The sequence below is a fragment of the Streptomyces sp. B5E4 genome, assembly GCF_039871555.1.
Taxonomy (GTDB): domain Bacteria; phylum Actinomycetota; class Actinomycetes; order Streptomycetales; family Streptomycetaceae; genus Streptomyces.
In genome coordinates, this window is record NZ_JBDPMI010000041.1 from 13,574 (window position 1) to 27,847 (window position 14,274).

12 protein-coding genes are annotated in these 14,274 nt (G+C 73.4%); 5 read left to right on the forward strand and 7 right to left on the reverse strand.

Features of this window, described 5'->3' with window-relative positions; translation table 11 throughout:
• Nucleotides 1-10: 10 nt before the first annotated feature.
• Nucleotides 11-1,663, forward strand: coding sequence for a glucose-6-phosphate isomerase (gene pgi, locus ABGA99_RS33470; RefSeq protein ID WP_347575608.1), 1,653 nt, complete (start codon nt 11-13; stop codon nt 1,661-1,663).
• A gap of 89 nt (nt 1,664-1,752) precedes the next feature.
• The gene (locus ABGA99_RS33475) at nt 1,753-2,814 is read left to right on the forward strand and encodes a PP2C family protein-serine/threonine phosphatase (RefSeq protein ID WP_347575609.1); all 1,062 of its coding nucleotides are present in this window, start codon (nt 1,753-1,755) and stop codon (nt 2,812-2,814) included.
• Here the strand turns inward: ABGA99_RS33475 and ABGA99_RS33480 are convergent.
• Entirely contained in the window at nt 2,784-3,545 is a 762-nt protein-coding gene (locus tag ABGA99_RS33480; RefSeq protein WP_347575610.1) for an SIS domain-containing protein, read from the reverse strand. The genes ABGA99_RS33475 and ABGA99_RS33480 overlap by 31 nt on opposite strands.
• A gap of 110 nt (nt 3,546-3,655) precedes the next feature.
• On the opposite strand from ABGA99_RS33480, the gene ABGA99_RS33485 reads away from it, so the two are divergent.
• The gene (locus ABGA99_RS33485; RefSeq protein ID WP_347584102.1) at nt 3,656-4,714 is read left to right on the forward strand and encodes a BadF/BadG/BcrA/BcrD ATPase family protein; all 1,059 of its coding nucleotides are present in this window, start codon (nt 3,656-3,658) and stop codon (nt 4,712-4,714) included.
• Nucleotides 4,715-4,796: 82 nt separating this feature from the next.
• On the opposite strand, the gene pgl is transcribed toward ABGA99_RS33485, so the two are convergent.
• From pgl to tkt, 5 genes are read right to left on the reverse strand one after another with little or no spacing between them, the layout of a single operon-like run.
• Nucleotides 4,797-5,579, reverse strand: coding sequence for a 6-phosphogluconolactonase (pgl, locus tag ABGA99_RS33490; RefSeq protein ID WP_347575612.1), 783 nt, complete (start codon nt 5,577-5,579; stop codon nt 4,797-4,799).
• Between the two features lie 10 nt (nt 5,580-5,589).
• Entirely contained in the window at nt 5,590-6,639 is a 1,050-nt protein-coding gene (gene opcA, locus ABGA99_RS33495; protein WP_347575613.1) for a glucose-6-phosphate dehydrogenase assembly protein OpcA, read from the reverse strand.
• Nucleotides 6,636-8,165: a glucose-6-phosphate dehydrogenase gene (zwf, locus tag ABGA99_RS33500; RefSeq protein ID WP_347575614.1), complete on the reverse strand. Its 1,530-nt coding sequence runs from the start codon at nt 8,163-8,165 to the stop codon at nt 6,636-6,638. Before zwf ends, opcA begins: the two co-directional genes overlap by 4 nt.
• Nucleotides 8,166-8,171: 6 nt before the next feature.
• A complete protein-coding gene (gene tal, locus ABGA99_RS33505; protein WP_347584103.1) occupies nt 8,172-9,290 on the reverse strand; it encodes a transaldolase in 1,119 nt (372 codons plus the stop codon).
• A gap of 38 nt (nt 9,291-9,328) precedes the next feature.
• Nucleotides 9,329-11,428, reverse strand: a complete 2,100-nt coding sequence (gene tkt, locus ABGA99_RS33510; protein ID WP_347584104.1) for a transketolase — start codon at nt 11,426-11,428, stop codon at nt 9,329-9,331.
• Between the two features lie 253 nt (nt 11,429-11,681).
• Between tkt and ABGA99_RS33515 the strand changes: the two genes are divergently transcribed.
• The gene (locus tag ABGA99_RS33515) at nt 11,682-12,623 is read left to right on the forward strand and encodes a heme o synthase (protein WP_347575617.1); all 942 of its coding nucleotides are present in this window, start codon (nt 11,682-11,684) and stop codon (nt 12,621-12,623) included.
• A 42-nt stretch (nt 12,624-12,665) separates the two neighbouring features.
• The gene (locus ABGA99_RS33520; RefSeq protein WP_347584105.1) at nt 12,666-13,181 is read left to right on the forward strand and encodes a hypothetical protein; all 516 of its coding nucleotides are present in this window, start codon (nt 12,666-12,668) and stop codon (nt 13,179-13,181) included.
• A gap of 43 nt (nt 13,182-13,224) precedes the next feature.
• Here ABGA99_RS33520 and ABGA99_RS33525 read toward each other — a convergent pair whose 3' ends face one another.
• Nucleotides 13,225-14,208: a COX15/CtaA family protein gene (locus ABGA99_RS33525; protein ID WP_347584106.1), complete on the reverse strand. Its 984-nt coding sequence runs from the start codon at nt 14,206-14,208 to the stop codon at nt 13,225-13,227.
• Nucleotides 14,209-14,274 lie beyond the last annotated feature (66 nt).

A 14,274-nucleotide genomic window follows, 5' to 3' on the forward strand; every position in this document is an offset into this window, starting at 1 on the left:
GTTGGACGGCATGGCCGACACCACGTCACGCACCAGGCTCGACCAGACCCCCGAGTGGCACGCACTCGCCAAGCACCGCGAGGAGTTCGGCGCCACGCACCTGCGCGAGCTGTTCGCCGCCGACCCCGAGCGCGGCCGCCGGTACACGCTCCGTGTCGGCGATCTCTACCTGGACTACTCCAAGCACCTCGTCACCGAGGAGACGCTGCGCCTGCTGCGCGAACTCGCCGCCGCGACCGGAGTCGCCGGGCTGCGCGACGCCATGTTCCGCGGCGAGAAGATCAACATCACCGAGGACCGCGCCGTGCTGCACACCGCGCTGCGCGCGCCCAGCGCCGAGTCCGTCGAGGTGGACGGCGTGGACGTGGTGCCCGGCGTGCACCACGTGCTGACCCGGATGACCATCTTCGCCGACCGGGTCCGCTCGGGCGACTGGCGCGGCCACACCGGCAAGCCGGTCCGCGCCGTCGTCAACGTCGGCATCGGCGGCTCCGACCTGGGCCCGGCCATGGCGTACGAGGCGCTGCGCGCGTACACCCAGCGGGATCTGACCGTGCGCTTCGTCTCCAACGTCGACGGCGCCGACCTGCACGAGGCCGTGCGCGACCTCGACCCCGAGACCACGCTGTTCGTCATCGCCTCCAAGACCTTCACCACGATCGAGACGATCACCAACGCCACCGCCGCGAAGCGCTGGCTGCTGGCGGGCCTGGACGCCGGCGACGAGGCGGTCGCCAAGCACTTCGTCGCCTTGTCGACCAACGCGGCGAAGGTCGCCGAGTTCGGCATCGACACGGACAACATGTTCGAGTTCTGGGACTGGGTCGGCGGGCGCTACTCGTTCGACTCGGCCATCGGCCTGTCCCTGATGGTGGCCATCGGCCCGACCGCCTTCCGCGAGATGCTGGCCGGCTTCCGGCTCGTCGACGAGCACTTCCGCACCGCGCCGCCGGAGGAGAACGCGCCGCTGCTGCTGGGGCTCCTCGGCATCTGGTACGGCAACTTCTTCGACGCGCAGTCGCACGCCGTGCTCCCGTACAGCCACTACCTGTCGAAGTTCACCGCCTACCTCCAGCAGCTCGACATGGAGTCCAACGGCAAGGCCACCGACCGCGACGGCGAGCGCGTCGGCTGGCAGACGGGACCCGTGGTCTGGGGCACCCCCGGCACCAACGGCCAGCACGCGTACTACCAACTGCTCCACCAGGGCACCAAGATGATCCCCGCCGATCTGATCGGCTTCGCCCGGCCGGTCCCCGAGCTGGGCGAGCTGACCGGGCAGCACGACCTGCTGATGGCCAACCTCTTCGCCCAGGGACAGGCGCTCGCCTTCGGCAAGACGGCGGCGGAGGTGGCGGCCGAGGGCGTGCCCGAGGCGCAGGTGCCGCACCGGACGTTCCCGGGCAACCACCCGACGACGACGATCCTGGCCGACGGCCTCACGCCCTCGGTGCTGGGGCAGCTCGTCGCGCTCTACGAGCACAAGGTCTTCGTGCAGGGCGCGGTGTGGGACATCGACTCCTTCGACCAGTGGGGCGTCGAGCTGGGCAAGGTGCTGGCCAAGCGGCTGGAGCCGGCGCTCACGGACGGCACGGAGGTCGACGGGCTGGACGGCTCGACCCTCGCGCTGGTCGACGCCTACCGGGCGCTGAGGGGGCGCTGACCGTACCGAGACCCGCCGAGGGGCGCTGACCTGCGGCGTTCGGCGGCGTTCGGCTCGCGGGGCGGGGTCCCGCGCGGCAGCCTGGAGAGATGCGGTGGCTGCGCGGGACCTCCTACTGGGTCGCGGGGGTCTTCCTCGCGGGCGCCACCGCCGTGGACATCGCGGCGGCCCAGGGCCACACGATGGAGGCGATGTTCGCCGTGGTGCCCGTGTTCGTCGCGGTCAACGGCACCCGGCGGGCGATCCTCGTCGCCGGCGCCGGGGCGCTGCTCCTCGGCACCGCGCTGAGCTGGTGGAACTTCAGGCAGCTCGACCTCGGCTTCTGGTCGGGCATCGTCGCCATCGGCTGCGCCACCGTGGTCGGGCTCGTCGTGTACCGCGAGCGCCTCGTCCGCGAGCGGCGGCTCACCAGCGTCACCCGGGTCGCCAACGTCGCCCAGCAGGCCCTGCTGCCCGTGCCGCCCGCCCGCGCCGGGCCGCTGGACGTGGCGCACTCCTACCGCTCCGCCGCGGACGAGGCGATGATCGGCGGCGACTTCTACAAGGTGATCCACACCCGCTGGGGCGTCCGCGTCCTCATCGGCGACGTACGCGGCCACGGCCTCGGCGTCGTCCGCACCACCGGCATGGCCATCGGCGTCTTCCGCGAGGCCGCGCACGAGGAGCCGGAGCTGGACCGGATCGCCGCCCGCATCGACCGTAGCCTGGCGCGCGACGGCGGCCCCGAGGACTTCGCCACCGTGCTGCTGCTGACGATCTCCGCGGAGGGCCTGTGCCGGGCCCTCAACCACGGCCACCCCCCGCCGCTGCTCCGCAGCGCCGCGGGCCGCGTACGCGAGACCGACCTGCACGGCGGCCCGCCGCTGGGCCTCGGCCTGTCGCGGTCCCTGCAGGACGCGGAGGAGACCGTCATCGCGCTCGCCGAGGGCGACGAGCTGTTGCTGGCCACCGACGGCGTGCTGGAGGCGCGCAGCGCGGCGGGCGAGTTCTTCCCGCTGGCGGAGCGCTACGCCCGCGCCCCGCGCGAGCGCCCGCCCGCGGAGGTGCTGGCGGCGCTGCGGCGCGACCTCGCGGACTGGGCGCCCGAGCTGCACGACGACTCGGCGCTGGTGCTGCTGCGCTACGCCCCGCGGCGGATCCGGCCCGCGTAGCGGGCCTCCAGGGCGGCGTTGTGCGCGTCGCCCTCGGGGATGTTCGCCGACAGGTAGACCGGCGGCGTCGCGCCGCGCTCCACCAGCAGCCGGATCGCCTCGGCGACGACCTGCTGCACGAGCAGGGCGCCGGTGATCGACGACACCGCGCAGGCCGTGCCGCCGCCGGGCAGCGTGAGCACGGAGTCGCCGAAGGGCGCGCCGTTGTCGAGCACCACGTCGGCGTGGTCGGTCAGCCGCTTGCCGGAGGGGTGCCGGGACTCGGCGCGGCTGCCGTGGGACAGCGAGGTGATCGCGACGAGCGGGTGGCCGTGTTCCCTGACGACGGCGGCCATCTCCACGACGCAGCCGTTGATGCCGGAGTTCGAGGCGATGACGAAGGCGTCCGCGGGGTGCGGCGCGGCCAGTTCGTACAGCCGGCGGGCGGTGGCGGGGTCGCGCTCCAGCTTGGCGTCGGAGAGCAGCGCGGGGGGCTCGCCGCCGTGGATCACGAGATCCCGCAGGGCGATCTTGTTCGTCGGCACGAAGCCCCCGGCGCGGCCGGCGATCTCGGTCGCCAGCGACTCGGAATGGCCGGTGCCGAACGCCTGGATCACGCCGTCGCCGCCCAGCGCGTCCGCGAACACCGTCGCGGCGGCGCCGACCTCGGCGCGCTGCCCCTCCGCGACCTTCCGGAGTGAGGTCAGGGCCGCGGCCGTGAAGGCGGCTGCGCTGATCGGCTTGAGGCTCATCGGTGCTCCCGGGAGTGGTCTGGACAACATGCCGTACGCGGGGTCAATCTCAGGCAGTCGCGCACGGCACGTCAAGGGCGCGGCGCGGGGCCGACCACCGGGAGCGGGCAGTGGAGAAACTGGTCATCGGCATCGACGTGGGCGGGACGAGGATCCGCGCGGCACTCGCGCGCTCGGCGGGAGGCGGGATGCTGCGTACGGCGTCCGCGGGCGCGGGCAACCCGCGCGCGGTGCCGCCGGAGGTGCTGGCGTCCCGGCTGACGGCGTGCCTGGCGCCGCTGGCGGAGGCGGCGGGTCCGGGGCGGGTCGCGTCGGTGGTCGCGGGGGTCGCCGGGGCGGAGCCCCGCAACCCGGACGACACGGGCACGCGGGCGGCGTACGCGGCCTTGCGCACGGCGCTGCGCCGGGGCGGGATGGGGCCGGTGCCGGTGCAGGTGCGCGGCGACACGGAGATCGCCTTCGCGGCCGGCCCGGGCGCGCCGTCGTCGGGGGTGGTGGCGATCGCCGGCACGGGTGCGGCGGCGGCCCGGATCACGGCCCGGCGGCAGACGAGGACGATCGACGGCCACGGCTGGCTCCTGGGCGACGAGGGCAGCGGCTTCTGGATCGCCCGGCAGGCGCTGCGGGCCGCGCTGCGGTCCCTGGACGGCCGGGGCCCGGCGACGGCGCTGGTGGGGCTGCTCACGGAGGCGACGGGCGGGGGAGGACCGGGGACGCGAGGGGAGAGCGCGGAGGCTTCCACACCGGCGGGTGGTGCGGACGAGGCCGCGGCGGATCCGGGAGTGGGGCGCCTGCGGGAGCGGGACCCGGCCGCGGGGCCGCGCGGTTCCGCAGGGGACCCGGTGGCGCGGATCGCGCTGGTGGACGCCGGGTTCGCGGGGGCGCCGGTGGAGATCGCGCGGCTGTGCCCCGTGGTCGTACGGGCCGCGGAGGCCGGTGACGCGGTGGCCGCGGCGATCCTGGACGAGGCGGCCGACCACCTCGCGGAGACGGTCTCGGTGCTCACCCCGGCGCCGGGCGAGCCCCTGGTCACCACCGGCGCCCTCCTCGCCCCCGCGGGCCCCCTCCTGTCCCGCTTCACGGCCCGCATGCGCGCGTACGACGTGACCCCGGCCCCGGTCCCCGACGGCCTGGCCGGCGCGGTGGCGCTGGCCCGCGCCCTGCCCTGACGCGAGACCGGTCCGGGCCTGTGCGCCCTGCCGACCGCACCGCTGCCCGGGGCCGGAGTCCGGTCGGGGGCTTTCCCTCCCGCTACGGTGACGCCGGGGGGTACAGCGTCGGCGGGAGCAGGGCCGCGGCGGGGCGGTCCAGGAGCCAGAGGGTGCGGGCCCGGCCGCGGGCGCCCGCCGCCGGGGTCTGGATCTCGCCCGCGCCCGACAGGGCCATCGCCGCCGCGCGGGCCTTGTCCTCGCCCGCCGCCAGCAGCCACACCTCCCGTGCCGCCCTGATCGCCGGCAGCGTCAGCGAGATCCGCGTCGGCGGCGGCTTCGGCGCCCCGTGGACGCCGACGACCGTGCGCTCCGTCTCCCGTACCCCCGGCAGCTCCGGGAAGAGCGACGCGACGTGCGTGTCCGGGCCCACGCCCAGCAGCAGCACGTCGAACGCCGGGACCGGCCCGTGGTCCTCCGGCCGGGCCGCGGCGGCCAGTTCACGCGCGTACGCCGCCGCCGCGGCGTCCGCGTCGGCGCCGAACTCCGCCTGCGCCGCCGGCATCTCGTGCACCCGCGCGGGATCGAGCGGCACCGCGTCCAGTAGCGCCGCGCGCGCCTGGGTCGCGTTGCGGTCGGGGTCGCCCGGGGGCAGGAAGCGCTCGTCGCCCCACCACAGGTCCAGCCGCGACCAGTCGACCGCGTCCCGGGCCGGCGCCGCGGCGAGCGCACCCAGCAGCCCGTTGCCGTTGCGGCCGCCCGTGAGCACGACCGACGCCGCGCCCCGGGCGGCCTGCGCGTCCACGACCTTCGTGATCAGCCGGGCGGCGGCCGCCTCGGCCATCAGCTCCTTGTCCCGGTGGACGACGATCTGCGGCGTGCTCACGGCGCCCCGCTCACGACGACTTGGCCGAGGACGACTTCGCGGCCGCCTTCTTCGCCGGCTGCTTCTTCTGCGCGGTCTTCTTCGCGGTCCCGGCCCCGGCTTCCGCCTCCGCCACATCCGCCTCCACCGCACCCGCCGGCGCCAGCCGCTCCACGCCGAACGCCACCGCGTGCGCGTACGCCTCGTCCGGGTCCAGCCGCCGCAGCTCCTCCGCGATCAGCTCCGCCGTCGTGCGCCGCTTGAGCGCCACGTGCCGCTCCGGCTGCCCCGGCACCGCCAGCTCCGCCAGCGCGCCGTTCGGCCGGTCGAGGCAGATCACGCCGTCCGTCGTCAGCAGCCGCACCGCGGTCAGCCCCGGCCCCGGCGAGCCCGTGCGCTCCACCGGCACCCGCAGCCGCTCCGCCAGCCACAGCGCCAGCAGCTCCGTGGAGGGGTTGTACTCCTCGCCCTCCACCACCGCCGACTCGATGGCCGCGTGCCGCTGGTCCAGCGCCGCCGCCAGCACGCTGCGCCACGGCGTGATCCGCGTCCACGCCAGGTCGGTGTCCCCGGGCGCGTACGCCGTGGCCCGCCGGCGCAGCGCGTCGACCGGGTCCTCGCAGGCCGCCGCGTCCGTGATGCGGCGGGTGGCGAGCTTGCCGAGCAGGTCCTCCGCCGGGTTGTCCGGCGCGTCCTCCGGCCACCACACCACCACCGGCGCGTCCGGCAGCAGCAGCGGCAGCACGACGCTCTCCGGGTGCCCCGCCAGCTCGCCGTGCAGCCGCAGCAGCACCGTCTCGCCGGTGTCCGTCTCGTTGCCGACGCGGACCTCCGCGTCCAGCCGTGCCAGCGCGCGCTCGCGCGGCGAGCGGCCGGGCCGCTTGATGACGACCAGGATCCGCGACGGGTGCTCCTTGGACGCCTGGCTGGCGGCCTTGAGCGCGTCGTAGTGGTTGCCCTCGTCGGTGACTATCACCAGCGTCAGCACCATGCCGACCGCCGGCGTGCCGGTGGCCCGCCGGGCGCCCACGAGCGCGGAGTTGATCTGGGCCGAGGTGGTCTCGGTGAGGTCGATGTTCATGGCCGCCGCCAGCTCCGTCCGTCTCGTGCCAGCATCTCGTCCGCCGCCTTCGGCCCCCAGGTGCCCGAGGTGTACGACTCGGGCTTGCCGTGCCTGGCCCAGTGCTCCTCGATCGGGTCGAGGATCTGCCAGGACAGCTCGACCTCCCGGGGCCGCGGGAAGAGGTTCGCGTCGCCGAGGAGTACGTCCAGCAGCAGCCGCTCGTACGCCTCGGGGCTGGACTCGGTGAAGGACTCGCCGTAGGCGAAGTCCATCGTCACGTCCCGCACCTCCATCGACGTGCCCGGCACCTTGGAGCCGAACCGCACGGTGATGCCCTCGTCCGGCTGGACGCGGATCACCAGCGCGTTCTGGCCCAGCTCCCTGGTGTCGGTGGTGTCGAACGGCAGGTGCGGCGCCCGCTGGAAGACGACGGCGATCTCCGTGACCCGGCGGCCGAGCCGCTTGCCGGCGCGCAGGTAGAACGGCACGCCCGCCCAGCGGCGGTTGTCGATCTCCAGCTTGATCGCGGCGTAGGTGTCGGTCCCGGAGTGCGGGTCGATGCCGTCCTCCTCCAGGTAGCCGCGCACCTTCACGCCGCCCTGCCAGCCGGCCGTGTACTGCGCGCGGACCGTGTGCCGGCCCAGGTCCTCGGGCAGGCGCACCGACTCCAGCACCTTGGTCTTCTCCGCCACCAGCGCCTGCGCGTCGAAGGCCGTCGGCTCCTCCATCGCGGTCAGCGCCAGCAGTTGCAGCAGGTGGTTCTGGATGACGTCGCGGGCGGCGCCGATGCCGTCGTAGTAGCCGGCGCGGCCCCCGATGCCGATGTCCTCGGCCATCGTGATCTGCACGTGGTCCACGTACGACCGGTTCCAGAGCGGCTCGAACATCGTGTTGGCGAAGCGCAGCGCCAGGATGTTCTGGACGGTCTCCTTGCCGAGGTAGTGGTCGATGCGGAAGACCTGGTCGGGCTCGAAGACCTCGTGGACGATCCGGTTGAGCTCCTCGGCGCTCTTCAGGTCGTGCCCGAAGGGCTTCTCGATGACCGCGCGCCGCCAGGAGTCGCCGGCCGGGTCGGCCAGCCGGTGCTCCTTGAGCTGCTTGACGACCAGCGGGAAGAACTTCGGCGGCACGGAGAGGTAGAACGCGAAGTTCCCGCCCGTGCCGCGGGCCTTGTCCAGATCCTCGATGGTGGTGCGCAGCCGCTCGAACGCCCCGTCGTCGTCGAAGTCGCCCTGGACGAACCGGAAGCCCTCGGAGAGCTGCTGCCACACCTCCTCGCGGAACGGCGTGCGCGCGTGCTCCTTGACCGAGTCGTGGACGACCTGCGCGAAGTCCTCGTCCTCCCACTCGCGGCGGGCGAAGCCGACGAGGGAGAAGCCCGGCGGCAGCAGCCCCCGGTTCGCCAGGTCGTACACGGCGGGCATCAGCTTCTTGCGCGACAGGTCGCCGGTGACCCCGAAGATCACCAGGCCCGAGGGGCCCGCGATCCTCGGCAGCCGCCGGTCCTGCGGGTCCCGCAGCGGGTTGGTGTCAGAGCCGGTCACCGTCGACTACGCCTCCTTCGGTGCACGGCGCTCAAGCTCTACCCGGGTGGAGTCGAGCAGGTCGGTCCAGGACTTCGCGAACTTCTCCACGCCCTCGTCCTCCAGCAGACCGACCACCTCGTCGTACGAGATGCCCAGCTTCTCCAGGGCGTCGAGGTCGGCGCGGGCCTCGGTGTAGGTGCCGCGCACCGCGTCGCCCTCGATCCCGCCGTGGTCGGCGACGGCGTGCAGCGTGGACTCCGGCATCGTGTTGACCGTCCCCGGGGCGACCAGGTCGTCCACGTAGAGCGTGTCCTTGTACGCCTTGTCCTTCACGCCCGTCGACGCCCACAGGGGGCGCTGCTTGTGGCCGCCGGCCTTCTCCAGCGCGAGCCAGCGGTCCGAGGAGAAGACCTCCTCGTACGCCTCGTAGGCGAGCCGGGCGTTGGCGACGGCTGCCCTGCCGCGCAGCGCCTTCGCCTCGGCGGTGCCCAGGGCGTCGAGCCGCTTGTCGACCTCGGTGTCCACGCGGGAGACGAAGAACGAGGCGACCGAGCGGATCTCCGCCAGGTCCAGGCCCGCGGCCTTCGCCTGCTCCAGGCCGGCGAGGAAGGCGTCCATCACCTCGCGGTAGCGCTCCAGGGAGAAGATCAGCGTGACGTTGACGCTGATGCCCCTGGCGAGCACCTCGGTGATCGCGGGCAGCCCCGCGCGGGTGGCGGGGATCTTCACGAACAGGTTGGGCCGGTCGACCAGCCAGGCGAGCTGCTTGGCCTCGGCGACGGTGGCGGCCGTCTCGTGCGCCAGCCGCGGGTCGACCTCGATGGAGACCCGGCCGTCCAGGCCCTCCGTGGCGTCGAACACCGGGCGGAGCACGTCGGCGGCGTCGCGTACGTCGGCCGTCGTGATCATGCGGACGGCCTCCTCGACGGTGACGCGGCGGGTGGCGAGGTCGGTGAGCTGGCCGTCGTAGCCGTCGCCCGCCGAGATGGCCTTCTGGAAGATCGTGGGGTTGGTGGTCACGCCCACGACGTGGCTCTCGTCGATCAGTTCGGCGAGGTTGCCGGACGTGATGCGCTTGCGGGACAGGTCGTCGAGCCAGATCGCGACGCCTTCACCGGAGAGGCGCTCGAGTGCGTCGGTCATCGGTATTGCATCTCCTGACATCGTTTCGTCTGTATGCGTCAGCGACTTCCGGCCCGCAGGGATTCCCGCGCGGCGTCGGCGACGGCGTCGGCGGTGAGCCCGTACTCGCGGAACAGGACCTTGTAATCGGCGGAGGCGCCGAAGTGTTCCAGGGAGACCACGTGTCCGGCGTCACCGACGAAGCGCTGCCACGTCATCCCGACGCCCGCCTCGACCGCCACCCGGGCCTTGACCGCGGGCGGCAGCACCGCGTCGCGGTAGTCCTGCGGCTGCTCGTCGAACCACTCCACGCACGGCATCGAGACCACCCGCGTCGGCACGCCCTCGGCCTGCAACTGCTCGCGGGCGGCGACCGCGAGCTGCACCTCGGAGCCGGTGCCGATGAGGATGACCTGCGGCTCGGCGTCCTCGCCGCCGGCGCCCCCGGCCTCGAACATCACGTAGCCGCCGCGGGCGGTGTCGTCGTTCGCCTCGTACGTCGGCACGCCCTGCCGGGTCAGCGCCAGGCCGTGCGGGGCGCCGACGCCGTACTCCTTGGTGTAGCGGCGCAGGATCTCGCGCCAGGCGATCACCGTCTCGTTGGCGTCCGCGGGGCGGACCACGTTCAGCCCGGGGATCGCGCGCAGGCTCGTCAGGTGCTCGACCGGCTGGTGGGTCGGGCCGTCCTCGCCGAGGCCGATGGAGTCGTGCGTCCACACGTACGTCACCGGCAGGTGCATCAGCGCCGACAGCCGCACCGCGTTGCGCATGTAGTCGGAGAAGACCAGGAACGTCCCGCCGTAGACACGGGTGTTGCCGTGCAGCGTGATGCCGTTCATGGCGGCGGCCATGGCGTGCTCGCGGATGCCGTTGTGGACGGTCCGGCCGTACGGGTCGGCGTCGGTCAGCGGGTTGTCCGAGGGCAGGAAGGAGGTCGAGCCGGGAATGGTGGTGTTGTTGGACCCGGCGAGGTCGGCCGAGCCGCCCCACAGCTCGGGCACCACCGGGCCGAGCGCCTTCAGCACCTCGCCCGACGCCTTGCGGGTGGCGACGGCCTTGCCGGCCGGGAACGACGGCAGCTTGTCCGCCCAGCCCGTGGGCAGTTCGCCCGCGCGGATCCGGTCGAACTCGGCGGCGCGCTCGGGGTTGGCCTGCCGCCAGTCGGCGAACCGCTTGTCCCACGCGGCGCGCGCCTCCGCGCCGCGCGCGCCCAGCGCGCGGGCGTGCGCGAGCACGTCGCCGTCGACCTCGAAGTCCCGCTCGGGGTCGAAGCCGAGGACCCGCTTGGTCGCGGCGACCTCCTCCGCACCCAGCGCCGAGCCGTGCGCGGCCTCGGTGTTCTGCGCGTTCGGGGCCGGCCAGGCGATGATCGAGCGGGCGGCGATGAAGGACGGCCGGTCGGTGACGGCCTTGGCCTCCTGGAACGCCCGGTACAGCGCCTCGGGGTCGAGGTCGCCGTTCGGCTTCTGCTCGACGCGCTGGACGTGCCAGCCGTACGCCTCGTAGCGCGCGACGGTGTCCTCGGAGACGGCGGCGACGGTGTCGCCCTCGATGGAGATGTGGTTGTCGTCCCAGAGCAGTATGAGATTGCCCAGCTTCTGGTGGCCGGCCAGCGAGGACGCCTCGTGCGAGATGCCCTCCTGGAGGCAGCCGTCACCCGCGATCACCCAGATGTGGTGGTCGAACGGGGAGGAGCCGGGGGCGGCGTCGGGGTCGAAGAGGCCGCGCTCGTAGCGCGCGGACATCGCCATGCCGACGGCGTTCGCGACGCCCTGGCCGAGCGGCCCGGTCGTCGTCTCGACGCCGGCGGTGTGCCCGTACTCCGGGTGCCCGGGGGTCTTCGAGCCCCAGGTGCGAAACGCCTCCAGATCGGCCAGCTCCAGGCCGAACCCGCCCAGGTAGAGCTGGGTGTAGAGGGTCAGGCTTGAGTGGCCCGCGGAGAGGACGAAGCGGTCCCGGCCGGTCCACTGCGGGTCGGCGGGGTCGTGCCGCATCACCTTCTGGAAGAGGGTGTACGCGGCGGGGGCCAGGCTCATCGCCGTGCCGGGGTGGCCGTTACCGACCTTCTGTACGGCGTCCATGGCCAGAACGCGTGCGGTGTCCACCGCGCGGTCGTCCAGTTCGTTCCACTCGAAGTCGGTGGTCGGCTTCGTGCTCACCCTTGTTCAGGGCTCCTCTCTCCACGGTCGGGAACTCCGGCGACCGGAAAGCACCGGGCGCCTTCGAGCCTATCCCGCTGGTATCCAGACTGCCGTTGCCGGGCCGGTTGCGCCTGCCGGACGGCGTCCCGCGCGCCCGCCCGGGGGCCGCTGCGTACCGCCCCAACACGGGGCACCCCCCGCGCGGGGGGCCGATACGCAGCGTCTACAGTGACGACGTACAGAAATCCCTTGACCGCGAGCAGAGGTGTCCGTGACGGCCGTCGAATCCCGACCCGCAGGGGTACTCGGGCAGGGCACTGCGCACCGGCCGACCGGTGCCCGGGTCAAGGCGTTCGTGGCGCTGACCAAGCCGCGCATCATCGAGCTGCTGCTCATCACCACCGTTCCGGTGATGTTCCTGGCCGCAGAGGGCGTGCCCGACCTGTGGCTGGTGCTCGCCACCTGTATCGGCGGCTACCTCTCCGCCGGCGGTGCCAACGCGCTGAACATGTACCTGGACCGGGACATCGACGCGCTGATGCACCGCACGGAACAGCGGCCGCTGGTGACCGGCATGGTCCGGCCGGCCGAGGCGCTGGTCTTCGGCCTGGCGCTGACGGTGGTCTCCACGGTGTGGTTCGCCACACTCGTCAACCCGCTGTCGGCGGCGCTCGCCCTGGGCGCGAACCTCTTCTACGTCCTCGTCTACACGATGCTGCTGAAGCGGCGCACCTCGCAGAACATCGTCTGGGGCGGCATCGCCGGCTGTATGCCGGTCGCCATCGGCTGGTCCGCGGTGACGAACTCCGTCTCCTGGGCCTCGCTGATCCTCTTCCTGGTGATGTTCTTCTGGACGCCGCCGCACTACTGGCCGCTGTCGATGAAGGTCAAGGACGACTACGCACGGGTCAAGGTGCCGATGCTGCCGGTGGTGGCATCGAACAAGGTCGTGGCGCGGCAGATCGTCGCCTACAGCTGGGTGATGGTCGCCGTCTCCCTGCTGCTGTGGCCGCTGGGCTACACCGGCTGGTTCTACCCGGTGGTGGCCGCGGTGCTCGGCGCGGTGTGGCTGCGCGAGGCGCACGGACTGCTGCGGCGGGCGAAGAGCGGGGTCGTGGGCGCGAAGCTCAAGGAGATGCGCCTCTTCCACTGGTCCATCACCTATGTGTCGCTGCTGTTCATCGCGGTGGCCGTGGACCCCTTCCTGCGCTGAGTCCCTTCCTGCGCCGACTTACCGGCGGGTAGCATCTGCGGCATGAGCGACGACGACCGCAGGACCCGCAAGCTCACCCGGCAGATCGAGTCCTTCGCCGGCCGCCACGGCGGCGCGCGGGGGCAGGTCGCCTACCTCGGCGAACCGGGCGCCCGGCTGGTGCTGGTCGGCGCGGACGGTACGTGGGGCGACCTGGTGGCGCCGAGCATGGGGAGCGCGACGGCGGCCGCCGAGGCCGCGGGGGTGGCGCTCCAGGAGAACTTCGACGGCGACCTGGCGGCGGGGGTACGGACCGGCCCGTACGAGTGGACGCGGATGGCCGGAATGCAGGTGGGCGGCGGGCCGAACCCGGGCGTTGCGCGGCCGGAGCCGGAGCCGGAGCCGGGGGCCGAGAGCGAGCCGGAGGCGGGGGACGCCGCCGCGGAGTCCGGCGGTGCGGACACCGCCGCCGAGGCCGCCGAGGCCGATTCAGCCGCGGACGGCGGCGACGGGAAGGATCCGCAGACCGCCAAGGACACGACGACCGAGAAGCCGGGGGCGGACGAGAAGCCCGGCTGACCGCGGAGCGCCCGCCGGCGCCGCGGGCCCTCGCCGGCGGTGCCTACGGGGCCGAGGACCCCACCGGCCGTGCCCCCGCCGGCACCGCCGGCGGCGGGGCCTCCGCGGGCACGGTCTCCGGCCGGTGCCGCAGCGAGACCACCACCCGCAGCACCGCGATCCACACCAGCGTCGAACCCAACAGGTGGATCATGACCAGGAATTCGGGCACGTCCGTCAGGTACTGCGCGTAGCCGACGACGGCCTGCGACATCAGCACCCAGAAGAGGTCCCGGGTGCGGGACAGCGGCCCGGGCGGGCCGTCGACGAGCTTCAGCGTCACCCAGATCGCGATCGTCAGGGCGACCACCGCCCACGCCGTGAACGAGTGCAGCTTCGCCGCGTGGTCCCAGCTGATCCACCCCATCCGGGGCACGTCGCTGGAGTCGCCCGCGTGCGGCCCGGTGCCGGTTACGACGGTGCCTGCGGCCAGCAGCAGGACGGACATCGCCACCAGCGCCCGGGTCAGCCGGCGCACCACGGCGCCGACGAGCAGGTCGGGCCCGCCGTCGCCCTCGCGGGCGCGGTGCCAGGTGAGGTACGTGATGGTGATCAGCCCGGTGGCGAGCAGGAAGTGCGCGGCGACGGTGTACGGGTTCAGCTCGGTGAGCACCGCGGCGCCGCCGAGGACGGCGTTGCCCATGACCACCCAGAACTGCACCCAGCCCAGCCGCGTCAGCTCGCGGCGCCACGGCTTGGTGGCGCGGGCGGCGACGATGGCCCAGCCGACGGCGGCGCACAGCACGTACGTGAGCAGCCGGTTGCCGAACTCGATGGCGCCGTGCATGCCCATCTCGGACGTCGCCAGCAGGCTGTCGTTCGAGCACTTGGGCCATGTGTCGCAGCCGAGCCCGGAGCCCGTCAGCCGGACGGCGCCCCCGGTGACGACGATGAGGATGCTCATCAGCAGTGCGGCGAGCGTCGCGCGCTCGACCGTCTTCTGCGTCGGGGTCCAGCGTTCGGCGATGTGGGCGAGGGGGTTCTGCACGGCGCCTATCGTATGCCGCCCCTTGTGCGCGGTTTCACGAGGGGTGAGGCGGACCTTCCCGTACGC

Coding starts and splice junctions, on each gene's coding strand:
- pgi (WP_347575608.1), top strand. CDS start 11: ATGGCCGACACCACGTCACGCACCAGGCTCGACCAGACCCCCGAGTGG.
- ABGA99_RS33475 (WP_347575609.1), top strand. CDS start 1,753: ATGCGGTGGCTGCGCGGGACCTCCTACTGGGTCGCGGGGGTCTTCCTC.
- tal (WP_347584103.1), bottom strand. CDS start 9,290: ATGACCGACGCACTCGAGCGCCTCTCCGGTGAAGGCGTCGCGATCTGG.
- ABGA99_RS33480 (WP_347575610.1), bottom strand. CDS start 3,545: ATGAGCCTCAAGCCGATCAGCGCAGCCGCCTTCACGGCCGCGGCCCTG.
- opcA (WP_347575613.1), bottom strand. CDS start 6,639: ATGAACATCGACCTCACCGAGACCACCTCGGCCCAGATCAACTCCGCG.
- ABGA99_RS33520 (WP_347584105.1), top strand. CDS start 12,666: ATGAGCGACGACGACCGCAGGACCCGCAAGCTCACCCGGCAGATCGAG.